The sequence below is a fragment of the Eudoraea chungangensis genome, assembly GCF_029360665.1.
GTDB lineage: Bacteria > Bacteroidota > Bacteroidia > Flavobacteriales > Flavobacteriaceae > Eudoraea > Eudoraea chungangensis.
The window spans coordinates 455,104-480,823 of the sequence record NZ_JARDUB010000004.1 but is presented as its reverse complement, the minus strand read 5'-3'; the positions used below and the strand labels follow the sequence as shown (position 1 = coordinate 480,823).

Here is a 25,720-nt window from a genome sequence, read left to right as displayed (position 1 = left end):
AATTTGTAACTTATCAACAAGGACATTGTTAATGAACCGTTGATATCCATTTAGGTTATTTTAAAGTTAACTAAAGGTTAATTGCATACTTTTACATTCATGGAAAAACCCCGCCCTATCATAGGTCATAAAATTGGAAAACCCTCAGTTATAAACTTAGAAAAGGGTAAAATACCGCCGCAAGCTATTGATTTAGAGGAAGTTGTGCTTGGAGCTATGATGATTGATAAGAAAGGCGTAGATGAGGTTATTGATATATTGCATCCAGATGTTTTCTACAAGGATTCTCACAGATATATTTATGAGGCTATCTTTAAATTGTTTGAAAGCTCGGAACCGATAGATTTATTAACCGTTTCCATGCAATTAAGGAAGGATGAAAGACTAGAGGTTGTAGGAGGGGATTTTTACCTGGTCAAACTAACGCAAAAAGTAGCTTCTTCTGCACATATAGAGTTTCATGCAAGAATTATTCTTCAAAAGTATATCCAGAGAAGCTTGATTAAAATTTCGAGTGAAATTATTGAGGAGGCTTATTCAGAAACTACCGATGTTTTTGATTTGTTAGATAATGCAGAATCAAAATTATATGAGGTTACCCAAGGAAATCTTAAGCGTTCTGCTGAAACAGCACAGAATTTAGTAATTCTGGCGAAAAAAAAGATCGAAGAAATTTCTAACCAGGACGGTCTTAGCGGCGTGCCATCGGGTTTTGAGAAACTAGACAAGCTTACTTCCGGCTGGCAGCCAAGTGACTTAGTTATCGTAGCAGCACGTCCCGGAATGGGTAAAACAGCACTTACACTTTCCATGGCCAGAAATATTGCTGTTAACTCAAGTATTCCAGTTGCCTTCTTTTCCTTAGAAATGTCATCGGTACAGTTGATTACCAGATTGATTTCTTCTGAAACAGGCCTATCCTCGGAGAAATTAAGAACTGGACGATTGGAAAAGCACGAATGGGAGCAACTTAATGTAAAGGTAAAAGCTTTGGAGAGTGCCCCATTGTTTATAGACGATACACCATCTCTTTCTATTTTCGATCTTAGGGCAAAGGCAAGACGCTTGGCATCACAGCACGGAATAAAATTAATTGTAATTGATTATTTACAGTTGATGACTGCCGGAGGTAGCCAGAAAGGAGGAAATAGGGAACAGGAAATTTCTACGATTTCACGTAATCTCAAGGCTTTAGCAAAAGAACTTAACGTACCTGTTATAGCGCTATCACAATTATCTAGGGCGGTGGAGACAAGAGGTGGTAGTAAGCGCCCTATCTTATCCGATCTACGAGAATCTGGTGCAATTGAACAAGATGCCGATATTGTTTCTTTTATCTATCGTCCTGAATACTACAAAATTGATGAATGGGATGACGAAGAAAGGACTCCTACTCAGGGGCAGGCAGAGTTCATTGTTGCCAAGCATAGAAATGGAGGATTAGAAAATATTAGGTTAAAGTTTATTGCTCAATTAGGGAAATTTGATAACTTGGATGACTTTGACTCCCCTTTTGAGTTTCAGTCCAAAATGAATGTGGATGGAGATAATCCATTTGTCACCAAAAATCTTCCTGATGCCAATCAGGCTTTTGGCAGCTCTATCAATGGGGATTCTGATTTTGACCCAGAAGATAATGATGTACCTTTCTAAAGGAAAAGAATTAAAAAGAAATAGATTAGCTAACTATTTTCTGCTTGCCCTTCTGCTAGTTACCGTTTTTACGCAGTCTTTAAGGGCTTCTTCCATCCTCATTCCCATGGATGCTGATACACAGGAAAACCACTTAAAAGCCTATGGGATTACCTATTGGATTCTAACCAAACAGCAAAAAGTTCAATGGCTTCTTAATTATCGGGGCGGTGCTTTTCTGCTGCCTGATGCAGAAGTAATTCGCAGAGAATGTCAGATTAGAGGGGTTACTTTTGAAGTTTTAACCGATGGACAAACCCAAGCTATATTAGACGAGATAAGTAGTCCTGCTAGAAATCAGGAAGCTGTAATTTTAGAAAAAGCTCCTAAAATTGCGGTTTATTCCCCACTGAATAAGCAACCCTGGGACGATGCGGTAACAATGGCACTTACCTATGCCGAAATTCCTTATATAACCGTCTATGATGAAGAGGTTTTAGGAGATAAACTGGTACTTTATGACTGGTTGCATTTACATCATGAAGATTTTACAGGACAATATGGAAAATTCTACGGGGCTTATCGTGCTGCACCTTGGTACATACAAGGAAAGAAAGACGCAGAGGCCCTTGCCGTACAATTGGGATATAACAAGGTTTCAGAAGAGAAGAGAGATGTAGCATTAAAGATTAGAAATTATGTAATTGGAGGTGGTTTTATGTTTGCTATGTGTAGTGCAACGGATAGCTTTGATATTGCCTTGGCTGCGGAAGGTGTTGATATATGCGAACCTATGTTCGATGGGGATGCCTCCGATCCAAATTATCAAAGTAAATTGAATTTCTCAAAGACTTTTGCTTTTAAGGATTTTACCTTAGAGCGCAATCCTTTGCGATATGAATTTTCCTCCATTGACATGACAACCCAAAGGGGTAATGTGCCTAAGGAATCCGACTATTTTAGCCTGATGGATTTTTCCGCTAAATGGGACCCGGTACCCACTATGTTATGTCAGAATCACACCTCTTTAGTAAAAGGGTTCATGGGGCAGACCACGGCGTTTAATAAGGATGAAGTGAAACCAACCGTTTTAGTATTGGGGGAGAATAAAATTAATGGAGAAGCACGCTATATACACGGTATCAAAGGCAAGGGCTTTTTTACTTTTTATGGGGGTCATGATCCTGAAGACTATCAGCATAGAGTGGGAGATCCAAAAACGGAACTTGAATTGCATCCCAATTCACCTGGTTATAGGCTCATTCTTAATAATGTTCTTTTTCCTGCCGCGAGAAAGAAAAAACAAAAGACCTAGTTAATAGCCTTTAATAGTTGTTCTAGTACTTTTTCTACACCCAATTGATCGTTAGATAGCGTCCTGTACTTTGCTGCTCTTAATACATTTTCATGCGCATTCTCCATGGCAAAACTATAGTCAGAAAGAGCCAACATTTCTAAATCATTATTGTAATCCCCAAAAACTAATGTCTCATGTGGCCCAATACCATAATGTTTTTGAAGTTTGTCTAAGGCAAATCCTTTATGCGCATTTGGATGCGAAATATCTACCCAGTTTTCACCCGACACCTTTACTTTAAACTCTGTTTGTAAATGTTCCACGGCAGGATAAATATTAGTCTCAGAACCTTCATAGTGATAGACGGCAATTTTAATAATGTTCTCGGGAATTTCGTTTAAGGCATCTGTTATTATAAACTCCGAGTAATATTCCTGTAGTGTCTTTATAAATTTTGGATTACTTCCGTCTACATAGGCGTGGTGCTTGCCGCACAATACAGGATGCGCACCATTTATTTTATCTACAATCTGTAAAATGCTGCTTTTGCCCTCTTCCATTAATGGCGTAAAGACTATTTCCGTATTCTTATCCATCGCAAATCCTCCATTCTCCGCAATGATGATTATTTCCTCGCGAATAGGTTGAAGTTTATGCGCAATACTGTCGTATTGCCTTCCACTTGCCGCTACAAATAGGATACCTTTTTTTTTGAGTTCTTTATATAATTGAAAAAACTCTGGGCTTACTTCATGGGCAGAATTTAACAGGGTTCCGTCCATATCGGTGACCACCATTTTAATATTGGATAGATTCATACTTATAGTTGTAGTTGGCAAAGGTATTTTTTATGTTTAAATAATGATTAGCTTTTAATAAGTTTTACCTTAATTTAATGGTTATGCGTATATATCAAAACGAAATAGTCTTAAGGCCCTATCCCAGAGGCTTTCATTTAATTACAAATATCGTCTCCGAAGCCTTACCGGAAATCAGAAAAATTAGAACGGGTTTTTTACATGTTTTTATTAAACATACTTCCGCCAGTTTGACTATCAATGAAAATGCTGATCCCACAGTTCGATCGGACTTCGAGTCTCATATGAATGTAATGGTACCTGAAAACGCGGCATATTACAAACACGATTATGAAGGTGCGGATGATATGCCGGCCCATATCAAGGCTTCAGTGCTTGGAAGTTCTATACAAATCCCCATCACCCAAGGGATGCTAAATTTAGGGTTGTGGCAAGGGATATATTTATGTGAGCACAGGAATTATGCTACGTCTAGATCATTGGTAATTAGTTGTATGGGAATAGGATAAAAAAAACCCCAATGGAGTCCATTGGGGTTTTTAGCGAGATATTATCGATTATTTTACTTTATCCACAATGGCTTTGAAAGCTTCAGGATGATTCATTGCTAAATCTGCAAGAACTTTTCTGTTCAATTCTATTTGATTTGCTTTTACTTTACCCATAAATTGAGAATAAGACATTCCGTGTAGTCTTGCACCCGCATTTATACGTGTTATCCATAAAGCGCGGAAAGTTCTTTTCTTATTTCTACGGTCTCTGTAAGCATATTGCATTGCTTTTTCAACCGCATTTTTGGCTACTGTCCAAACATTTTTACGTCTTCCAAAGTATCCTTTGGCTTGCTTCATAACCTTTTTTCTTCTGGCTCTTGAAGCTACTGAATTTACTGATCTTGGCATTTTTTAATTTTTTTTGTAGTAGGCGGTTTAAACATTTATTTTAAACTCTTTTATGGCCCAACTCCATGGTTAATATTAATTACCTAAAGGCATGTTATTTAAGACACAACTGACCTTTAATATTATCAACATCAGCATCATGTACTAAAGTTGAATGTGTAAGCTTAAGCTTTCGCTTTTTCGACTTTTTAGTCAATATATGACTTTTAAAAGCGTGCTTTCTCTTGATCTTACCAGAACCTGTCAGCTTAAATCGCTTTTTGGCACTGGATTTTGTTTTCATTTTAGGCATTTTCTCCTATTTTATAATTAAATCTCGCTTCGTTTACTTTTTTGTCTTTGGAGCAATGAACATTGTCATACGTTTTCCTTCTAACTTAGGCATTTGTTCTACTTTACCTAACTCTTCCAGTTCTTGCGCCAACCTTAATAAAAGGATTTCCCCTTTATCCTTGTATACAATGGATCTTCCCTTGAAAAAAACATAGGCCTTTAGTTTGGCGCCTTCTTTCAAGAATTTCTCCGCATGTTTTTTCTTAAAGTCGTAGTCATGATCGTCCGTATTAGGACCAAATCTAATTTCCTTAACAATTACCTTCGAAGCTTTGGCCTTCATTACCTTTTCTCGCTTCTTTTGCTCGTAAAGGAACTTTTTATAATCAATAATCTTACAAACAGGAGGTGCTGCATTAGGTGATATTTCCACCAAATCTAAACCTTGTTCTTCTGCCAAAGCTATTGCTTTTGCTAAAGGATAAACTCCCATTTCTACATTGTCCCCTACCAAACGTACGTTGGGAACAGTAATATTTCCATTAATTTTATGAGGATTTTTATTTTCCCTCCTGGGCTGCGGCCTAAATCTTCTTCTTATTGCTATGGTTTCTAAATTTAATTAAACAATTATTTATCTTAAAACGACTTTAAGGTACTATTTATTTTTTTTTCGACCAAGTTTACAAATCCTTCAATAGAAATTGTTCCTAGGTCTTCACCCCCGTGTTTGCGGACGGAAATAGAATTTTCCTGCTCTTCTTTTTCTCCTACAATTAGCATAAATGGAATTTTTTTCATCTCTGCTTCTCGTATCTTCTTTCCAACCGTTTCATTCCTCACATCAAGGAGGGCGCGAATTTCGTGATTTTCTAAGGAATTTAAAACTTTTTCTGCATATTTTTCATGTTTCTCGCTGACTGGTAGAATAATAGCCTGATCCGGGATTAACCAAAGTGGGAAATTACCACCAGTATGCTCAAGTAATATGGCAATAAAACGCTCCATACTGCCAAAGGGTGCTCTATGAATCATAACTGGGCGATGCGATTCGTTGTCACTTCCCTTATAAGTCAGATCAAATCGTTCCGGTAAATTGTAGTCTACCTGTATGGTCCCCAATTGCCAACGCCTGTTAAGGGCATCTTTTACCATGAAATCTAACTTGGGTCCGTAAAAAGCTGCTTCCCCTTCTTCTATTACATAATTTAGATCTTTTTCTTTGGCGGCATTTAGTATGGCATTTTCTGCCTTTTCCCAGTTATCAAGAGATCCGATATACTTTTCTGGTTTTTCCGGATCACGTATGGAAACTTGAACGGTAAAATCTTCGAACCCTAAAGAACCTAAAACATAGAGGGAAAGGTCTATAACATTTAGAAATTCCTGATGCAGTTGATCCGGAGTACAAAAAATATGGGCATCGTCTTGTGTAAATCCTCTAACTCTGGTTAAACCATGAAGTTCACCACTCTGTTCGTAACGATAAACGGTTCCGAATTCTGCATAACGCTTTGGCAATTCTTTGTAGCTAAATGGTTTTGCATTATATATTTCACAATGATGGGGACAGTTCATTGGTTTTAAAAGAAACTCTTCATCGGCCTTGGGAGTATGGATTGGCTGAAAACTGTCTTCTCCGTATTTGGCATAGTGACCAGAGGTTACATAAAGTTCTTTCTGCCCAATATGGGGAGAAATAACCATTTCGTAACCTGCCTTTTTTTGTGCCTTTTTCAGAAAATTTTCTAATCGCTCTCTTAAAGCTGCTCCTTTTGGAAGCCAAAGTGGTAAACCCTGTCCTACCTTTTTTGAAAAAGTAAAGAGTTCTAATTCTCTTCCAAGTTTTCTATGATCTCTTTTTTTAGCCTCTTCTAAAAGAGCGAGATATTCGGTAAGTTCCTTCTGCTTTGGAAAAGAAATTCCATATACTCTGGTCAGTTGTTTGTTATTCTCATCACCTCTCCAATATGCACCGGCCACGTTCATAATTTTAAACGCCTTTACAATACCCGTATTTGGGATATGTCCTCCACGGCATAAATCGGTAAAACTATCGTGATCACAAAAAGTAATCTCTCCATCCTCAAGATTCTCTATAAGTTCTACTTTGAACTCATTCTGCTGACTTGTGTAAAAATCTAATGCCTCTTTTTTGGAAACCGGTCTCATCTTAAATTCGTGTTTCCCTCTTGCAATTTCAATGGCCTTCTTTTCTACTAATGGGAAATCCTTCTCTGAAAGGACATGTTCTCCAAAATCAACATCATAATAAAAACCATTTTCTATTGCCGGGCCGATGGTTAGTTTTATTCCAGGATAGAGTTCTTCCAGAGCCTGTGCTAAAATATGAGAGGAAGAATGCCAGAATGCTTTTTTTCCTTCCTCATCGTTCCAGGTATAAAGAATCAAGGAACCATCCTCATGTAAAGGGGTAACTACTTCTACAACCTCTTTGTTATACTGTGCGGAGATTACATTTCTTGCCAGGCCACTGCTAATACTATTGGCAACATCGTAAGGGGTAGAACCTTTCGGAAACTCTTTTACAGACCCATCGGGAAGGGATATTTTTATCATAAGTAAAATACAACTTTAAGGCTCCAAAGATAGTATCTTAAGCTTATCTTGACAATTAATGTTGTTATGATTTTAAAAGGAGTTTGTACTGCTCTTTTTTTCCTAAGGGGATTAATTCTTTTTAGAGAAAAACCCGTCCATTAGGATTTTAATACTATAAAACCCCAAGCCAATTGCCAGTATAGCAAATAAAATACCCAAGATTAATACGGGAATAAAGAAGGCGTGTTCGGTGTTTTTAAATGCCTGATACAAAACAAATGGAGCCAAAAACATTATACCAACTGTATAGGCAAGAAATTTAATTCCTTTAATAACCAAGTTTTTGTCTGTCGCCATTCTATTGTTATTTTAAAAAGAGATTATAAAATTACGTATATTCTCTAAAACTTAATATTACTAAGGATATATGTGAGGAAGATACTACCTTAACACTTTCTTCCCTAATGGATTATAAAAAGCTGTTTTCAGATGAATTTCTTATTGATTCCCGATAAATTTAAAGGTTCTCTTACCGCTTCTCAAATAATAAGAATAACCGAAAAGGAGGTATTAGACAAATATCCCTCAGCAAATGTCAGGAGTATTATCGCTTCTGATGGTGGTGATGGTTTTCTGGATTCTGTTCTGCAGTTTGAGCAAGTGAATAGGATAGACGTGCCATCGGTTGATGCCTTGGGAAGATCCATAAATTCACATTACTTACTAAATGCTAAGCAATGTAAAGCATATATAGAATTAGCAAATACTTGTGGTCTTATTCTTTTGGATAGGGAAGAATTAAACCCCCTGAAAGCCTCTACCTATGGTTTGGGTATTCAGATAAAAGATGCTTTAGAAAGAGGGGCAAAAGATATATATATAGGTTTAGGAGGGAGTGCTACTAATGATGGTGGAATTGGTATGGCAAGTGCTTTAGGGTATAAGTTTTTAAATAAAAAAGGACAGCGTTTAGAAGCAAATGGGGATGCATTAAATAAAATAACTAGCATAGATAGTTCAAGGGTGCTAAAAAACCTTTCCAGCACTAAATTTATTGCGGTAAATGACGTTACCAATCCCTTGTTTGGATCTAATGGAGCTACCGCTGTTTATGGAAAGCAAAAGGGAGTTAATAAAGACGAAATAGACGTCTTAGAAAAGGGTCTTATAAATTTGGACAATATTGTTGCTGAGGAATTGCACATGCATGTAGCTGAGGTACCAGGAGCAGGTGCTGCAGGAGGATCTGCCTACGGGCTAATGTGTTTTTTCGGGGCATCTTTTATAGGGGGGATTAACTTTGTTCTGCAAAAGGCAGGCGTGCCACGACTGTTAGAAAATGAAGAGATTGATTTTATCATTACAGGAGAGGGTAAGATAGATTCACAGAGTTTACAGGGAAAGTTAATCGACGGGGTAATTAATTTAGGTAGTTCTTACCAGATACCTATAATATTAATTTGCGGGCTATTAGAAATAGACAAAAACATATTGTATCCCAGAGGGGTATCCAAAATTGTTGAGATTTGTGATCGAGAAAAACCTATACAATACAGCATAGATAACGCAGCTGTTTTGCTTAAAAGGGGATTGGAGGCCGTACTGTAATAGCCGTTTCTATTTAATAAATTACAGAGCTTTCAACTGTTCCTAATGTTTGGTCTGGTCTACTCTATAATAAGTGTTTGTTTGGAAACCTCTACTACAGCAAAATAGCCCAAAGGAAAATTTTGGGATTGATCTACATTGTCTGTGTTCCCCTCATTGTCAATATCCGTCACATCAAATATATTTCCTCTTACCGTGGCCACAGGGGATGCAAATAAATCAAAACCAGCGTCACTTTGTTGAATTAGGAGGTCCATATAGTTGAAAAAAGAACGGTCCACACCCATTAGACTGATTTCAATCTCAGTGCCCGGTTCAAAGCTCTGATCATAGAAATAGGAGAAACTGAACTCTTGCCCTTGATAAAACTCATCTCTGGTAACTAGAAACTCGGCAAAATCAAAATCAAAAAGATAGTAGTCTTCTCTGTCGGCTTCATCCGTAAATGTAACGATTACTTCCGTTTCCTCATCATCAAACAAAACCCCGGTTCCTTGTATTACAGAGTCTAATGGTACTGTTGGGACAAATCTTGTCTGCCCAACATAAGACCTGCCCTGATAAGAAAGTTGGATAATTAGATCGCCATTCAGGAAGAAATCGGGGGAGGTCACAGTCTCATATATTCCCGATCCAGGGGTTACCTGGGTAAGAATTAGGCAATTGCCACATTCAAAAGAATCTTGTCCCAAATTTACAATAGTAATCTCGGGTAAAGAGGTAACCGGTGTATTTGATTCAAAAAAGGAACTACTCTCACTTACTTTCACCTGCACATTAACTGTTGGTTCATTTAAGTCTAGTCTAATTAGGGCATCTACCACTAAACGAGGTTCTTCCTCAGGAAGATCCACATCTATAACCTTTTCACAACTTATAAGGATAATGCTAAAGAGTAAAAGAAATATCTTTTTTGCCATGAGTCTAAAATTTGAAATTATAGGTAACTGATGGAACAATTCCAAAAATGGAAGTTTGTATAGCTTCGCTTACACCGGTATCCTCATTTTGTCTAAAAGTAACGGAGGCGGCATTCATACGATTGTAAACATTATATATGCTAAATACCCACTCCGATTGCCATTTGCGACCAACGTTTTTCTTAGGAGTTAAGGTAGCCGCTATATCTAGTCTGTGGTAATCCGGAAGTCTTTGCAAATTTCTAAGTCCATAATAAGGAACGTTAACACCCTGAAATTCGAATTGTCCGACAGGATAATTTGTTGGCTGTCCGGTCTGATATACGAAATTTGCATTAAAATTCCATTTCTTGTTTAGGTCGTAACTTCCAAAAAGGGAAATGTCATGTCTTTTATCATAAGGGGTGTTATACCATTCGCCAAAGTTAATCCCTGTTTCTTCTACCGACAGACCATTTTCTTCAACTGTACCACGTCCGGGAGTTCTCTGTTCCGATACAGCCCAGGTATAAGCTAGCCAGCCTTGAAATCTTCCTAAATTTTTTCGAAATAATAATTCAAATCCATACGCCCTTGCCTGTCCATTTAAAATCACCTGCTCTATAGAGTTATTCGCAATTAGATTGGCCCCATCAATATAATCTATACGATTTTGTATATCCTTATAGAAACCTTCAACTTCTAAGGAATAATCACCATCATTTAAATTTCTAAAATAACCCAGGGCATATTGATCTAGCAATTGAGGTTTTACGAAAGGTCCGCTAGGGGTCCAGACGTCAAGGGGAGTAGGGGAGTTCGTATTCGAGAGCAGGTGTAAATATTGCGCCATTCGAATGTAACTCGCCTTAACCGAGTTGTCCGGATTAAAAGTGTAAGAGGCCGACAAGCGGGGTTCCAGATTGGCAAATGAGGCCAACACCTCCCCTCTACTAGGATTTATGGTTCCAATAGGATCTGCTTCCTCATAAACTAAAAGGAGGGGATTAAAATTAACCGGATTATCGTTTTCGTAAACATTAAGTTCTTCCTGACCCAATCGCATGAAATAACTAAACCTCAAACCATATTGAAGACTAAAAGCTTCGGTAATACTCTGCTCAACATCAACATAGGCGGCAAATTCATTGGCGTATTTTTTAATAAGTTGTTGTTCAAGAATGCCCGAATCCGGTCCGTTCGGAACAATTTTACCAGGATTAAATTCATAATAAATATTATTTAACCCATAGTTGAGCTGAAGCTTATCGCTGGCATAGTGCTTCAGATCATATTTGATGTTAAAGTTTTTTATGCCAGAATTCCACTCAAAGCCAACAAAATCCAATTCAAGGCCATAGTAGTAGTCCGAATATATTAATGAAAGATTCGAAAACACTTTGTCTGAAAACAAGTGGTTCCATCGCAGGTTACCAACTGCATTTCCATAGGTGTTTTCAAAGCTATCTGCGATACTGAAAACATCTCTTCCAAAGTAGCCAGATAAGTAAATATTGTTTTTATCGTTGAAACGGTAGTTAAATTTGGCGTTGAGGTCATAGAAATACGCCTGATTATCTATATCTGTTAAGCGTAAAAATAAGTGGGCATAGGAAGCCCTTCCTCCTATTAAGAAAGAAGATTTATCCTTAACAATTGGTCCCTCGGCCAGGAGTCTACTTGAAACGGCTCCAATTCCGCCGGTTAATTTAAACTCCTTACTGTTGCCTTCCTTCTGATAGATATCCAGTACAGAAGATACCCTACCACCATATATTGCCGGAATGGCCCCCTTAAAAAGCTTAACGTCTTTTACTGCATCAGGATTAAACACAGAGAAAAAACCGAACAAATGTGAAGAATTGAAGATGACAGCTTCATCCAAAAGAATTAGGTTTTGATCCGCAGCACCACCTCTGACATTAAATCCAGAGGAGGCTTCCCCTGCACTTGTAACACCTGGCAGAAGAAGTAAAGACTTAATCACATCTGCTTCCCCCAGAACAACCGGGATTTTTTTTATGGTTTGAACGGAGAAACTATTCACACTCATTTGCGGGTTGCGAATACTTATTTTTTCTACGTCTTCGGTTACGACAACCTCGTCTAACTGTTCGGCCATTTCAGCCATTTTAAAATCGAGGCGAAGATTTTCAGTAAGTGAAATGGTCTGGACAATATCTCGATACCCGAGATAACTAATTTGTATTTGATATTCCCCTTCTGGAAGGGTTAAGGAATAAAATCCATAGACATTGGTGGTGACCCCGGTTTTCAGGGAAGGTACCGCCAGCGTAACTCCTAATAAAGTCTCGTTACTTGTTTCCTCTGTAATTATCCCACTTAGGGTAAATTTTTCCTGCGAAAAAGTAAAAGCTGACCAAAACAGTAAAAGCCCAACTAAGTAACAACGGCTTAATTGATTCATGCAATATTTTTTTTCAAAAATATGTATTAAAATTAAGTAAGGCTTTCGTTAAAAAGTTAATTTGAGTTAAAAAAACCAGAGAAACAGATAAATTATTTTGACGAAAACATTAAACTTAAATTAAAGTATTGCCAAAACTTTATTCAGTGTTTTACTAGGTCTCATAGCCGAAGCAATTAAGTCCGATTCTGGTTTGTAATACCCTCCAATATCTTGAGGTTTTCCTTGGGCATCTAAAAGTTCTCTTTCAATCTGAGAAACATTTTCTTTAAAAGCCTCAGATAGTTTTGAAAACTGCTCTTTTAAGTCCGTATTCTCGTCCTGAGACGCCAAGGCTTCTGCCCAATATAGAGACAAATAAAAATGACTTCCTCGAGTATCAATTTCACCTACTTTTCTGGAGGGCGACTTATCTTGGTCGAGGAATTTTTCGGTAGCAGCATCCAAAGCCTTTGCCAATACTTTTGCTTTTTCATTTTGATTTTTATTCCCATAAAAATCAAGGGAAACGCTTAAAGCCAAAAACTCTCCGAGAGAATCCCAGCGCAAATGTCCTTCTTCTAAAAACTGTTCTACATGCTTAGGTGCTGAGCCACCTGCTCCTGTTTCAAATAAACCACCGCCATTCATAAGTGGAACAATAGATAACATTTTTGCACTAGTTCCCACTTCAAGAATAGGAAACAGATCTGTTAGGTAGTCCCGAAGAACATTCCCTGAAACAGAGATAGTATCCTTACCATCTTTTATTCTTTGTAAAGTATATTTCGTGGCATCTATGGGTGACATTATTTGAATGTCTACACCAGGTAGCTGGTATTTGGGCAGGTATGTTTCTACTTTTTTAATAAGTTCAGCGTCGTGGGCTCTGTTTTTATCGAGCCAGAATACGGCCGGTGTATTTGAATCATGTGCTCTGTTTACCGCCAATTTAACCCAATCCTCAATTGGAGCATCTTTTACTTGGCACATACGCCATATATCTCCCGCTTCTACCTTATGGCTCAATAGAACGGTCTTAGTGTCTATATCCACCAACTCAACAATTCCGTCTTGTTCAATTTCGAAGGTCTTGTCGTGAGAACCATATTCTTCCGCTTTTTGTGCCATAAGCCCAACATTTGGAACCGTACCCATGGTGGTGGGATCAAACGCTCCGTTTACTTTGCAGAATTCAATCGTAGCTTCATAGATACCGGCGTAGCTACTATCCGGTATGATCGCCATTGTATCTTGGGACTTTCCCTTACTATTCCACATTTGTCCAGAATTTCTAATCATTGCCGGCATAGAGGCATCTATGATGATGTCGCTTGGAACGTGTAAGTTGGTTATACCTTTGTCTGAATTAACCATCGCTAAATCCGGACCTTCTTCTAAGGCTTCCATAAGATCAGCTTCAATTTCCTTACGCTTACTTTCGGGTAGGTCTTGTAATTTATCTGATAATACTTCAAGACCGTCATTAGAGCGAAATCCAATGGAATCAAAGGTTTCCTTATGCTTGGCAAATAGTTTTTCGAAAAAAACCTCAACTACATGACCAAAAATAATAGGATCTGATACCTTCATCATAGTGGCTTTTAAATGAACTGAAAAAAGTAAGCCATTTTTTTTGGCTTCTTTTAGCTGCTGTTTTAAGAATTGCAGAAGAGCCTTTTTGTTCATTATTGTGGTATCAATGATCTCTCCGGCAAGGAGAGAAATGTTATCTTTTAGAACAGTAGTCTTTCCTTCATTATCTCTTAGTACCACTCGCACTTTTGAGGCTTTTTCAATCGTTAGAGACTGCTCGTTAGATTTAAAATCCCCATCCTTCATGGTAGCTACATGTGTCTTGGAGTCCGAACTCCATGCTCCCATACTATGCGGGTTTTTTTTGGCATAATTCTTAATTGGTAAGGGTGCTCTTCTATCAGAATTCCCTTCTCTTAAAACGGGGTTAACGGCACTACCTTTAATTTTATCATACCTAGACTTAATATTTGCCTCACTATCACTGGACGGTTCATCCGGATAATCTGGAATTGCATATCCTTTACTTTGCAGTTCCGATATGGCATCTTTTAACTGTGGAATAGAGGCACTAATATTAGGTAGTTTAATAATATTTGCATCCGGAGTTTTTGCCAAATTTCCAAGTTCAGTAAGGTCATTTGCTACTTGTTGATCCGCTTGAATATAGTCTGGAAAAACAGCTAAAATTCTACCGGCAAGAGAAATATCTTTCACTTCGATGTTGATTCCTGCAGTCTTGGTATACGCTTGTATGATAGGAAGGAATGACTGTGTAGCTAGGGCTGGTGCTTCGTCGGTTTTAGTATAGATAATTCTTGGCATATAGCAATAAAGGTTTGTTAAAAGCGGAGCAAATATACAATTTTATAAGGTCATAAAACTAGTGCAAACCAACTTTAGTTAGCCATAGACATTGGCAATAAGAAAAAACCGATAATTGAAAAAACAAAAGCCATATCATTGTACAAGTACATTGATATGGCTTTTTAGAAATAGCTTGCAAACTCTTGTTATGCAACGAAGTACATAACGGCAACCATTGGTCGCATTTGAATCACTATCTCCACGTTTGAAATAACAATTTGTTCTTAATTCTTCAACCAAGCAACTCATCCATTATTTCTTCTTATTACTTTAATTTAGTTTTTAGGAGTTCTACAACCAAAGATTCTAGAATTCTTAAACCCAAACCACACAATTCATGAAAACTACCGTCTTCCGTCTGTGCTCATCCTAAATTAAAAGCATACAACAAGTTGTATCCCCTTACTTTTAGACTAAATAATAATATAAAGAACGTTAACTCTATACTGATTATCACTTTTTACTTACGACAAATAAAACTTTCAAATCATACCTAAATTTAATTATTTTTTATAAAAATGAAAACTATCTAAGCATTTTAAAATCAACAAGTTATAAACCTAACTTATCAACAATTGTTAATAATAATTCTAAAAAAAGCTAATTTGATTTGCCTTAAGGAGCGGCGGCACCGGACGACCTAGTTCGTTTAAGTTGTCGCTGTATCTTTTTGATTGCAGATTCGATAGATTTTTCGGGCTCAATTATATTATACTCCCCCCAAAAATCCGGATCTGCAAACCCTATTGCCTCATCACTTAAGATGATATTGGTCCTAAGCTTTTCTTTGCTTTTTGGCTCGTCTTCGACCATACCTTTTTCCCAATCGGTTACAGCCATTTCACAGGTCATACTATAGACAGAATTGAACAATTTTTTATCCCAGTTTATTTTAAACTCCATCAAAACGTTGCTATAACCATAATACCACCTTCCATTTCTTTCCCTGTAGTCTACCCTGTAGGCAATTTCGGTAGGATATACATTTGCATTTCTCGGTTTACGTCTAACAAACATTCTACTGGCTAAGTTTTTGTCTGTAATATTTAAAGTGTAAATAGCACTAGTGAGGATTTTTTTCTCTCCATTAATAAAGAGTTGCCCCTGGTATAGTGGCTCTCTTATTTCTGGTCTTTGCTTAAAGGATATTACAAATATTAATTGGTCATTAATTCTAGTAGATCGCTCAAAACTAAAGTTATAGTCGTCAATAGATTTTTCTGTAAAAATGTATTCCGGATATTTGATCATATCTACGTAGAGTGCATTAAATGGTCCTCCTTGTAGTTTAAGGGCCAAGGTATCTAATTTGGAATAATCAGTACTTTTTCTGGCTTTATACAATTGTACAGCATCTCTTTTTGGAATGTTATAGGGGGTCTTATAAATATTAACTACCGCCTCGGAAAGCGAAACGTTCTTTTTTCTTTTTTTTATCGTCTCCCTATAAAAGGCAGTCATTAAGGTGGGATCATCAAAATAATTATCTCCTCTTTTTCTGAATGTTTCTTTGACCAAATTTTTTGCATTCTTGGGAATAACAACATCTACTTCTGCCAAGGCCGTAACAGAGACTTCTAAGGATATTTTATTGTTTTCTTCTTTTAATTGCCCTAAAGAAATTGAGGAAGTTTTATACCCTAAGAAGGCCACAAGTACATTCCCTGAACTAATCGAATTAGGTATTTTTAGGATAAACTTTCCCTCGGTATTTGTTACCGTACTTATATTTGTGCCCTCAAGAGTGAGGGTGGCAAAAACCAAGGGTTTTTTATTTTCCTGTGAAATAACCATACCCTTATATTGTCTAAATTCGGTCTGTTCGTTTCCAATATTGTCCTGAAAAACTGCAGCCTTTAAACTTTGCTGCATTCCTAGGGCAAACAGAAGGCAAATGGAAAGAGGAAACACCTTAATCTTGTGCGTAAAGAAATTTGAAATAGCTTTCATAACTTAATTTTTTATAGCGTGCTGCTAAAGTATAACAGATTTTAATCTAAATTACTGATTTAGATCATCACAGATTGTTAATAATTCATAATATTTCAGCGCCTGCCATATGTTTATAAGCAGTGTCATACTAGTAGACTATATCGTCATTACAGAAGCACATACTTTAATCAATAGGCATAAGACCTTGTTTTATTTCATAGTTTTTTAAGAAAAGTTACCAATAAATTGGGCCTTTTCCCAAGTATTTTTCAGCTATTGGAAGGTAGTAATTCTTTAAAGAATCTAAATCATAGGTCTGGTTAGATTTGGTATATAAATCATATTTATTGAAATCGCGGATCCAATTCAAATATTTCTCATCCTCTCTCTGTAAAAGTTCCGTATAACTATTACCACTGTGCCAAGGATAAAAAGAATGGTATCGGATCATGGCCATAGCTTCTTCCGGCAGTCTGTTAGTAGAATGATGCTCCAAAACTTGGAACAAATACTCGTCATGTCCCCAAGCTAGTTCTAGGTTTTTTAGCCCACAACCCTTTTTGTATTTACCCGTGAGAGAGTTATATCGGGAATCGGACATGTCTGGGTTTAATGAATTAAATTCCGGATAGACACAGCTATTGGGAAGGGTGCAACCAACCACAAAGACATCGCCTACCATGCCCCATTGTTCTTTTTGGCTTGTTCCGTCTTCATCTGAACCCCATAAAAACATGATTTTTCCCAAATCATGAATTAATCCTACAAGCTGCATCCAATCTGCTCTCTTATCTCTTCTAATAGCCTCTGCGCTCTGTATTAAATGCTGTACATTTGGTAGGTCTAAGTCGGGATCGCTAACATCAATTAAATCGTCTAAGTTTTTTAAAGCATCCCATAGCATTAATGGTTTGTCATAGGTGAGGTATTTTTTCTTCATTTTTTCTACATAACTCACCGTCTGGTTTGCGCGCATCTTTCGGTAGTGCTCTTTTACAGCTGCCTTGGCTTTACTTTCCCTATAATCTCTAAATACCTTGTCCATCTTAAATGTTTCCAAGTAGAAGGTACAAAATAATGGTAAATGCAACCAGAAAAAGGCTAAAGTGTTTTGCAAAACGCCAGGGAACAGTACTTACTTTGCCGCTATCAACTAGCACAAATTTGGTCACCATGGGGTATTTCAATGATGCAAGGTGCATCACAACTATATTTAGTAAAAATTCAATGCCCCAAAGATGTACAAAATGAATATCTAATTTAAGGATATAATAAGTGCTTATATAAAAGATAAATCCAAATAGCATTCCAATTTTAGCACCATGAGCAGATACTTTTGGGAATATAAATCCAGCTATGACTACGGTTGCAATGGGAATGAAAAAGATGCCGTTCAATTGTTGAAGAAGCTGGTATAAACCCTCTGGTGCACTGGCAACAAATGGGGCGATACCTATAGCAAAAAATGCTAAAACAGCCGAACTACTCTGGCCTAAACGCACCAAACTTTTTTCACTGGCATTTTTACGTATATATCGTTTGTATATATCTAAACTAAATACGGTAGCGGCGCTATTTAGAGTACTATTAAAAGTGGTAAGAATTGCACCCATCATTACGGCCACAAAGAATCCTGTTAACCAATCGGGTAAGACCATTTTTACCAACCTTGGATATATGGCATCCGGATCATCAAAGAACTGGTTGTCGAAATAGTAAAAGCCTATGAGCCCTGGCAAGACAATAATTAAAGGGACTAATATTTTTAACAGGCCCGTAAATAACAAACCTTTCTGAGCCTCCTTAAGATTTACAGCACCTAATACTCTTTGTATTATAGATTGATGCATGCACCAAAAGTATATCTGGTTAACCATAAGGCCTGTAAATAGTACTTCAAATGGCAAAATTGCCTCCCTTGCATTTGCCCCAAAGCCTGGTTCCGAACTTATTACATTGAACTTTTCCGGGTTTTTTTGAAATACTTTCGCCAAGCCTATACTAATATCTCCATCACCAATTTCCCACAGGGCAAGTAATGGTACCAATAATCCCGCAATTAAAAGCCCAAACCCGTTGATGGTGTCGGTTAAGGCCACCATTTTTAGTCCACCAAATATTGCATAAACAGCGCCTATGCAACCCACTGTGACAATCGTTATCCACATCGCCTGGCTATGATTTACACCAAGGAGTTCTGACAAGTTAAAGATGGCTTCAATGTTCAGCGCCCCTGTGTATAATACTATAGGTAGCAAGGTGGCTACAAAGGAAATGATAAGAAGTAGGGCTACTAATGTTCTTGTTAGACCATCGTATCTTTTTTCAAGGAATTCCGGAATAGTCGTAAGCCCCATCTTTAAATATCTGGGTGCAAAAAATAGGGCCGCAACTACCAGCGCTAGCGCCGAGGTAACTTCCCATGCAACTATGATTGCCCCATTTTTATAGGAAGAACCATTCATGCCTACGAGATGTTCGGTGGAAATATTAGTGAGTAACAGGGAGCCAGCAATCACAATTCCGGTTAACGACCTACCTCCTAAAAAATAGCCATCTTTTGAATTAATCTTGGATTTGCGCAGTTTCCATGCAGCAATTATGGCAACGACTGCAGTAAATAAAAAGAATGTAAAAAAGGTCACCCCTAAATGTAAACATTAGAGGGTAAACTAAGACGTCCAGGGACAAAAATTCCCAGGCGCAGGCGGAATATTTTTTATTCTTTTGGAAAGTTGGGATCTGCCATCACGGCTTCCATTTGTTTTACGTGTCTTTCAGTATGGCCCGACATAAACAAAAACACCTGATAAGTATCTAAAGTTCCAAACGGAAAGCTTCCATAGTGATTTCTTAAGTCATCCTTTGTGGTCTTGATATAGTTGATATGTTCTTTTCTTTTGGTTTTGAAGACATCAAGAGTCTCCTCATAGGTGCCAAATTTTCCGGAGGGCTCAAATGATTCTGGGGTCTTTACTTTTTTCTCCCGACTAGATATCATTGCTACTATTTGCTCGTCTGTCATTTTTACTTCGCTTCTTTTAGATGGATCTGCCGGACTTTCCAAGGCACCTTTTACCATCATGTCGAAGGCATTTTCAGAAATCGTTAAGTGTTCTACGCAATTGGCAATTGACCACGATTCCGGACTACTTTTAAAGTTTAACTGTTCATCACTAAGGCCCTTAACGGTTTTAAGCAGAAACTTTTCTGACTTACTTAATTCATTCGCGCCAAGCTTGCGTTCTTCATCAGTTAGCTGGGTATCGTAATTAGTAAAACTTAAGAAGACTAACAATACAAGAGGAGATAGAAATTTTTTCATACCAGTGTTATTTAATGGTTAGTTATGCAGGTCTAAAAGAAATGGCTGTTTTTTTTAGTCTATACCTAGTCCTTTTCCTTACAAATAAGGACGTAAATTATTCTGAGGTCCTGATACCTCTAAAAAAATTTACATTTGGGTCTATAGGATTCCCCGCGGCTCTTCTCATAATTACTATTTGTCCACTATGCCATACCGCATCTTCGATTGGTCCATTAATCTGATGCCAAAAGGGGCTTTCTGAGGTCCCCTTATTGGATTTAAAAATAATTGGATGTGATTTTAAATCATTTGACAGCAGGAAAATTTCACTTGCCTTCTTTAAATTAATCAATGTTGCTTGTCTTTTTTCTTTAAAAGTTGAGGGGATGTTTAGTGCAGAAGTTCTGTCGTTTGCCTCTTTTATTGCAGACTGATATATCATAGAAGATAAGCCGTATATATGGTCTAAGGTTTCATCTAAGCTTCTGCCGTCTTCTGAAGGTTTGTAGATTAAGTCGTCAGATGTTAATCCATTTGTAGCCCAATAATATCGAAACCCTAAACCGTCAATCATTCTTGCTACCACAGATCCCGGGGTATATTCTTCCGGATAGTCAGGGATACTGGAGTATGGTAGCTCCTTTAATGGATCGTTTTGAGAATAGGAAAGACTCATGATAAAAAAAGCTAAAGTGTAATATAGTAATTTCATTTAGTAATAGTTTAGTTTTGATGAAAGCTATCGGAGACAAACGCTAATACTGTAGGTAACGAAGCACGCCAGTAGGTCCAGCTGTGTCTCCCATCTCTAACTCTATATTCATGTGGAATCTCCCTTTTTTTCATCGCTATATGAACCAAACTATTTCCTTCAAATAGAAAGTCGTCATCCCCACAATCAATAAACCATTTAACCGATTTTATATCATCCACCGGGAGGTTCTCTATTAGAGCTATGGCATTGTGCCTATTAAAATAGGCCTTTAATTCTTCCTTGGTAAAAAGGTTTCCTTGTTGAAGCGCCCTCTTTTCTAATTGTTCTATTGTCAACGGACCTACATAAGCACTTAATGGGCAAGCAGAGGAAAACATGTCGGGTCGATGAAGCGCGTACATAAAGGTGCCGCCCCCGCCCATGGAAAGCCCCGCAACAGCCCGATATCTTTTATTCTTTTTTATTCTATATTTTGATTCTACAAATGGAATTAATTCATCGAAAAAGAAGTCTTCATATCGCCAGTCACCAACATTAAAATAGCCTCTTTTTCCTGTATTGGCATCGGGCATAATGATAATCATGGGGGTGGCCTTACCTTCTCTTATTGCTTTGTCGGTTATATGCAATACTTCGCCAAATTGCACCCAGCCGGTTTGGTCATCACCTGCTCCATGCAAGAGGTATAGTACGGGATAACTCCTATTGGAAGCTTCGTAATCTGGCGGAAGATAAACTGCGTACTTCCTTTCTCCTTTAAGTATTTTACTATCCAGAACTTCTTCGTCCATGACTACCCCACTTTGCGCATTCATAGATATCGAAAAGAAGAAGAAAAGGCTAAAAAACGTTAGTATTTTATACATGGTTATAGGATTATTTATATCGGAAGAGTGAAGTGATTAAAAATATGAATGCAGTGTAAAGTTAGTAAAAAACAAAAATGTATATTTCTATAGGTTATGGTCGGATTTTTTCTTTCCCTCTAGTTTTAGAGATTAACGGATGCCTTTTACGCTCATCTTTAGGGTATAGACAGAATTCATTGCAGTTATAAAGAGAGTCTCCTGATTAACACCTCCAAAAGTTACGTTGGCAGTCCATTTTTGCGGTACTTTTATATGCTCTATTTTTTCCCCCTTTTGGTTAAAAATGGTTACTCCGTCACCGGTTAAATATAAGTTTCCCATAGTGTCTAAAGTCATGCCATCGGAACCCATTTCTATAAAAAGTGTTTTATCTATAAGTGTTCCTTTTTCACCAATGGTATAACGATATGTTTTCTTGTCCCCAATATCTGCTACAAATAAAGTCTTACCATCGGCAGTTCCTATTATTCCATTAGGTTGTACCAAATCATCTGCCATCACCAAAACAGTGTCTTTATCCGGTGTAAGATAATACACCTTCTGACCGTCAATCTCCTTTTTCGTTCTTGTCCAATAAGGTCTTTGGTAGTATGGATCGGTAAAGTAGATTCCACCTTTCTTATCCACCCATAAATCGTTGGGGCCATTTAGTTTTTTCCCCTCAACATCTTTTATCAATACGGTTACAGTCTTGTCCTTGTTAATCTGCCAAAGTTCAAATTTTTCATCTGCGCAGGCTAACAGTCTACCCTCGTTGTCAAAATACAATCCATTTGCTCTCCCGGAATTTTCCATAAAAACAGAAACCTCATTGGTATTAGCGTTCCAGCGAAGAATTTTATTATTGGGTTGGTCTGTGAAATATACATCGCCATTTGAATCCATAGCGGGTCCTTCGGTAAATTTATAACCATCGGCCACTAAGGTTAATTCAGCCTGTGGATAGATAATTTCTGTTTCCTGTGCAGAACTAATCGTTATTATTAGGCCAAGAATTATTGGAATAAAAATATTTTTTTTCATAGGTGTACGCTTCATTTAATTAATTGTTGATCCAACCCGGACCTCTTACTATTCTTCCTGGAAATTGATTAGTATGTTCCCCATTATCAATAACTTGGGTGCCATTAACAAAAACATGTTTCATTCCTTCGGCATATTGATGAGGTTCTTTAAAAGAGGCATTTGCTCTTATTTCGTTAGCATCAAATACTACCACATCCGCAAAATATCCTTTTTTAAGCGTGCCTCTTTTTTTGAGTTTTAAGTTGGTAGCTGGAAGCGTAGTAAGTTTATATATTGCTTCCTCTAAGGAAATAACCTTTTCTTCTCTGACAAAATGACCAAGCAAGCGCGCGAAAGATCCATAAGCTCTGGGATGGGTGCTCTGTTCCAAAAACACGCCCTGGTTGGTATAGGAACCGGCATCTGAACAAATAGACATATAAGGGAGGGTAAGTTTTTTCTTGACGTTATCTTCCGACATGGAAAAGTAAACCACTTGAATTCTGCTATTGTCCTCCTTTATTAGTTCTACCACAGTTTCTTTTGGGGTTAAATTTCTTTCCTGTGCTACTTCAGCCAAGGATTTTCCTATTAGATTTCGTAGAGCTTTGTTACGGAATCCGACAAGTAGAATTTTTTCCGGGGGAACATGAAAATAAATTTCCTGTATCATTTTGCTCCTCTGTGCAGGATTGGCCATCAATTCAACAGTCATGGCATGTCCTCCTTCCTTGGCCCAGGAAGGAAGAACTACATTAAGTCCGGTAGAACTTGCATTGTACATATACATATCTGTTGTAATAGCCAGACCTTTTTTTCGCGCATTATTTATCAAAGCAATGGCACTGTCTAACAATTTCCAGTTAGCCATTCCCGATGCCTTAAAATGATAAATCTCGGCCGGTACTTCTGCTTTCTCGGAAATTTCGATTAATTCATTGACAGCCTCTAAAAGGTATTCTTCTTCGTCTCTGATATGAGAAATATAAAGGCCATTGTATTGTCCAACAATCTTGGCCAATTCTATTATTTCTTCTGTAGAAGCATGTCCACTTGGAACATATATCAGCGATGTTGAAAGTCCCATTGCGCCTTCTTCCATAGCTTGTTTTGTGAGCTCCTTCATTTTATAAAGTTCTTTCTCGGTGGGAGTTCTGTTTTCAAAATTCATCACATATTGTCTTAAAGTGCCGTTGCCAACGAAGGATGCTATATTGGTAGAAACACCTTTGTTCTCTAAAAACTCTAAATACTCTCCTAAACTATTCCAATTTATATCATATTTAATGCCTTGCTGCCCCTCCCGCATACTGTTTTTCATTTCCTCATTTAATGGCCCCATTGATCTTCCTTCTCCCAGAACTTCCAGCGTAACACCTTGCCTAATATCTCCTTGTGATCTTCCATCTTCAATAAGCGATTCATTGGCCCAGCTAAGCATATTTATAAAGCCCGGTGCTACCGTTAATCCGCTTGCGTCAATTTCTTTTAAGGCCTTTTTATTATTCAGATTCCCTATAAATACTATAGTGTCTGCATTTATGGCGACATCTCCTTTAAATGCTGCGGATCTATCTCCTACAATAATATATCCATTTCTAATAATAAGATCAAATGGTTTGTCTTCTTGACAGCTAAAAAGAATGCCGAGAAGTATCAAATAAGTATAGTGAATATAGAACTTCATTACTGTGAATTTTATGCAGGAAGTTAGTATTAAATAATCCTAATTTAACTAAATAGTTTGTAAATACCCAAAAGCCCTACAGCCAAGATACTTCCTATGCTTATCCATAGAACGATGTTATAAATTGGCCCTGTTTTAAATTGTGCACTTTCTCTGTAATATTTAAAATGAATAACCGCAAAAACAACTAAGAATAATAAAACGGAGCCTACAATTCCTCCTGTTAAGACCATTAGGACCGGGAGTTTTATAAAAATAAAAAGCAACGCCCAGAGCATAGGAAAAGCCCAAGCCAAGATGGCAATAGTTTTTTTGCGCTGTGCTTGGTTTTGGAAGTCAATCCATCCAATAGCTCCAAAAATGTCTGTAGTTTGTCTGGTCCAGGCAGCCAGAGCGGCAAACAAGGTAGAAAACAATGTGATAAAAGCACCTATTAGGAAGAACATTTTTGCATCCGGTCCCAGAGATTCGGTATACATTCCAGATAGGGTTTGTATCATCTCATAACCCTTAGGAACCTCTCCCTGGGTATGCAGAACGGCCGCACCCAATAGATAAAAAGCGGCGGTCACGGCAGTATAAATACACATGGCTATAACTGCATCTAATTTCATTACTTTTACCCATCCCTCTGCTCTTTTACGCCAGGCTTTAGAATCATCTCTTTTTCCTGTAAAGGAGGCATAGCCTTTCTCTAAGCACCAATAGTTATAGTGTATTATTTCATCGCCTCCAACCCCTGTAATTCCAAATGCACCAATAGCAACGGCTACCAGCTCTTTAGGTAAATTAAATTGTAGTCCTTCCAATACATTGTCAAAACCAATAGAGTAGGGGGTGTAACGTAGAAAGTAAAGCGTAGCAAAAGTAAAAATGGTGAAAACACCAATCATACCTAAGGAGAATTTTTCTATAAAGGAATAATAACCCCTATAAACCATCAAGGCCACTGTAATTGCAATTAAAAGACAAAACACAGGGATAGCAATATTGGGGAAAGCCATGTTTAAAATAATTGCAACCCCGCCTACTATTCCGCCAACTTGTAACAGTTTTACGACAATAACTGCTAATACCATCCAGACACTCCATTTAGCCTTACCAAATACAGGGCCAGGAAGTTTGTTGAAGGCCTGCATAGCAGTTTCTCCTGTAAGAATTGTGTGCTTTCCAAATTCTAATTGAACCGCCACTTTCACCACACAACTCACTAATATTACCCAAAAAGTAATAAATCCGGCCTGTGCACCAAGAGTGGTGGTAGCAATTAATTCCCCAGAACCGACGATAGAGGCCGATAAAATAAAACTTGGTCCTAGAAAGGAAAGTCTTTCGGTAAAAGTAGCAGGTGCTTGCTTTATCTTTTCTTTAGTAAAAGCATAAGGATCTTCTATTGGAGACATA

Annotated in this window: 22 protein-coding genes; 4 read left to right on the top strand and 18 right to left on the bottom strand. The window is 37.6% G+C overall.

The genetic code is table 11. The annotated features are described in order from the left end of the window. The first annotated feature begins 99 nt into the window (after positions 1-99). Together dnaB and PXG98_RS12100 are read left to right on the top strand one after the other, a co-directional pair. Positions 100-1,653 carry a replicative DNA helicase gene (gene dnaB, locus PXG98_RS12105; RefSeq protein ID WP_276391426.1) on the top strand — a complete coding sequence of 518 codons (1,554 nt, stop codon included), beginning with the start codon at positions 100-102 and terminating at the stop codon, positions 1,651-1,653. Further along, on the top strand, positions 1,640-2,947 hold the full coding sequence (locus PXG98_RS12100) for an asparagine synthetase B (RefSeq protein WP_420909569.1): 1,308 nt from the start codon (positions 1,640-1,642) through the stop codon (positions 2,945-2,947). Before dnaB ends, PXG98_RS12100 begins: the two co-directional genes overlap by 14 nt. On the opposite strand, the gene PXG98_RS12095 is transcribed toward PXG98_RS12100, so the two are convergent. Beyond that, complete coding sequence (locus PXG98_RS12095; protein ID WP_276391424.1) at positions 2,944-3,747, bottom strand: HAD family hydrolase; 804 nt, start codon at positions 3,745-3,747, stop codon at positions 2,944-2,946. The genes PXG98_RS12100 and PXG98_RS12095 overlap by 4 nt on opposite strands. Before the next feature lie 83 nt (positions 3,748-3,830). Here PXG98_RS12095 and PXG98_RS12090 point away from each other — a divergent pair, with 83 nt between their 5' ends. Beyond that, complete coding sequence (locus PXG98_RS12090) at positions 3,831-4,256, top strand: secondary thiamine-phosphate synthase enzyme YjbQ (RefSeq protein WP_276391421.1); 426 nt, start codon at positions 3,831-3,833, stop codon at positions 4,254-4,256. Positions 4,257-4,304: 48 nt separating this feature from the next. On the opposite strand, the gene rplT is transcribed toward PXG98_RS12090, so the two are convergent. The 5 genes from rplT to PXG98_RS12065 all read right to left on the bottom strand — a co-directional run bounded on the left by rplT (position 4,305) and on the right by PXG98_RS12065 (position 7,841). Then, positions 4,305-4,649, bottom strand: coding sequence for a 50S ribosomal protein L20 (gene rplT / locus PXG98_RS12085; protein ID WP_276391420.1), 345 nt, complete (start codon positions 4,647-4,649; stop codon positions 4,305-4,307). A 94-nt stretch (positions 4,650-4,743) separates the two neighbouring features. Next, positions 4,744-4,941 (bottom strand): 50S ribosomal protein L35, encoded by a 198-nt coding sequence (rpmI, locus tag PXG98_RS12080; protein ID WP_276391418.1) that lies wholly within the window; start codon positions 4,939-4,941, stop codon positions 4,744-4,746. 33 nt (positions 4,942-4,974) lie between these two features. Beyond that, on the bottom strand, positions 4,975-5,523 hold the full coding sequence (infC, locus tag PXG98_RS12075) for a translation initiation factor IF-3 (RefSeq protein WP_276391549.1): 549 nt from the start codon (positions 5,521-5,523) through the stop codon (positions 4,975-4,977). A gap of 38 nt (positions 5,524-5,561) precedes the next feature. Then, positions 5,562-7,502, bottom strand: coding sequence for a threonine--tRNA ligase (thrS, locus tag PXG98_RS12070; RefSeq protein WP_276391416.1), 1,941 nt, complete (start codon positions 7,500-7,502; stop codon positions 5,562-5,564). Between the two features lie 111 nt (positions 7,503-7,613). Beyond that, positions 7,614-7,841, bottom strand: a complete 228-nt coding sequence (locus PXG98_RS12065) for a DUF6095 family protein (RefSeq protein WP_276391415.1) — start codon at positions 7,839-7,841, stop codon at positions 7,614-7,616. A gap of 132 nt (positions 7,842-7,973) precedes the next feature. Here PXG98_RS12065 and PXG98_RS12060 point away from each other — a divergent pair, with 132 nt between their 5' ends. Beyond that, positions 7,974-9,092, top strand: coding sequence for a glycerate kinase (locus PXG98_RS12060; RefSeq protein WP_276391413.1), 1,119 nt, complete (start codon positions 7,974-7,976; stop codon positions 9,090-9,092). 59 nt (positions 9,093-9,151) lie between these two features. On the opposite strand, the gene PXG98_RS12055 is transcribed toward PXG98_RS12060, so the two are convergent. From PXG98_RS12055 to PXG98_RS12000, 12 genes are all read right to left on the bottom strand, one after another. After that, positions 9,152-10,012 (bottom strand): DUF4249 family protein, encoded by an 861-nt coding sequence (locus PXG98_RS12055; RefSeq protein WP_276391412.1) that lies wholly within the window; start codon positions 10,010-10,012, stop codon positions 9,152-9,154. 4 nt (positions 10,013-10,016) lie between these two features. Continuing rightward, entirely contained in the window at positions 10,017-12,419 is a 2,403-nt protein-coding gene (locus tag PXG98_RS12050; protein WP_276391411.1) for a TonB-dependent receptor, read from the bottom strand. 120 nt (positions 12,420-12,539) lie between these two features. Further along, the gene (locus tag PXG98_RS12045; protein ID WP_276391410.1) at positions 12,540-14,759 is read right to left on the bottom strand and encodes an NADP-dependent isocitrate dehydrogenase; all 2,220 of its coding nucleotides are present in this window, start codon (positions 14,757-14,759) and stop codon (positions 12,540-12,542) included. 657 nt (positions 14,760-15,416) lie between these two features. Then, positions 15,417-16,751: a carboxypeptidase-like regulatory domain-containing protein gene (locus PXG98_RS12040; protein WP_338150244.1), complete on the bottom strand. Its 1,335-nt coding sequence runs from the start codon at positions 16,749-16,751 to the stop codon at positions 15,417-15,419. A gap of 217 nt (positions 16,752-16,968) precedes the next feature. Beyond that, positions 16,969-17,778 (bottom strand): inositol oxygenase family protein, encoded by an 810-nt coding sequence (locus PXG98_RS12035; RefSeq protein ID WP_276391408.1) that lies wholly within the window; start codon positions 17,776-17,778, stop codon positions 16,969-16,971. 1 nt (position 17,779) lies between these two features. After that, positions 17,780-19,378 carry a solute:sodium symporter family transporter gene (locus tag PXG98_RS12030; RefSeq protein WP_276391406.1) on the bottom strand — a complete coding sequence of 533 codons (1,599 nt, stop codon included), beginning with the start codon at positions 19,376-19,378 and terminating at the stop codon, positions 17,780-17,782. 74 nt (positions 19,379-19,452) lie between these two features. Continuing rightward, on the bottom strand, positions 19,453-20,058 hold the full coding sequence (locus tag PXG98_RS12025) for a DinB family protein (protein ID WP_276391405.1): 606 nt from the start codon (positions 20,056-20,058) through the stop codon (positions 19,453-19,455). A gap of 97 nt (positions 20,059-20,155) precedes the next feature. Beyond that, entirely contained in the window at positions 20,156-20,752 is a 597-nt protein-coding gene (locus tag PXG98_RS12020) for a DinB family protein (RefSeq protein ID WP_276391404.1), read from the bottom strand. A gap of 11 nt (positions 20,753-20,763) precedes the next feature. Continuing rightward, a complete protein-coding gene (locus PXG98_RS12015; RefSeq protein WP_276391402.1) occupies positions 20,764-21,621 on the bottom strand; it encodes an alpha/beta hydrolase in 858 nt (285 codons plus the stop codon). A 132-nt stretch (positions 21,622-21,753) separates the two neighbouring features. Next, positions 21,754-22,647 carry an SMP-30/gluconolactonase/LRE family protein gene (locus tag PXG98_RS12010; protein ID WP_276391401.1) on the bottom strand — a complete coding sequence of 298 codons (894 nt, stop codon included), beginning with the start codon at positions 22,645-22,647 and terminating at the stop codon, positions 21,754-21,756. 19 nt (positions 22,648-22,666) lie between these two features. Continuing rightward, positions 22,667-24,316, bottom strand: a complete 1,650-nt coding sequence (locus PXG98_RS12005) for an N-acyl-D-amino-acid deacylase family protein (RefSeq protein WP_276391400.1) — start codon at positions 24,314-24,316, stop codon at positions 22,667-22,669. A 44-nt stretch (positions 24,317-24,360) separates the two neighbouring features. Further along, positions 24,361-25,719 (bottom strand): Nramp family divalent metal transporter, encoded by a 1,359-nt coding sequence (locus tag PXG98_RS12000; RefSeq protein ID WP_276391398.1) that lies wholly within the window; start codon positions 25,717-25,719, stop codon positions 24,361-24,363. Position 25,720 lies beyond the last annotated feature (1 nt).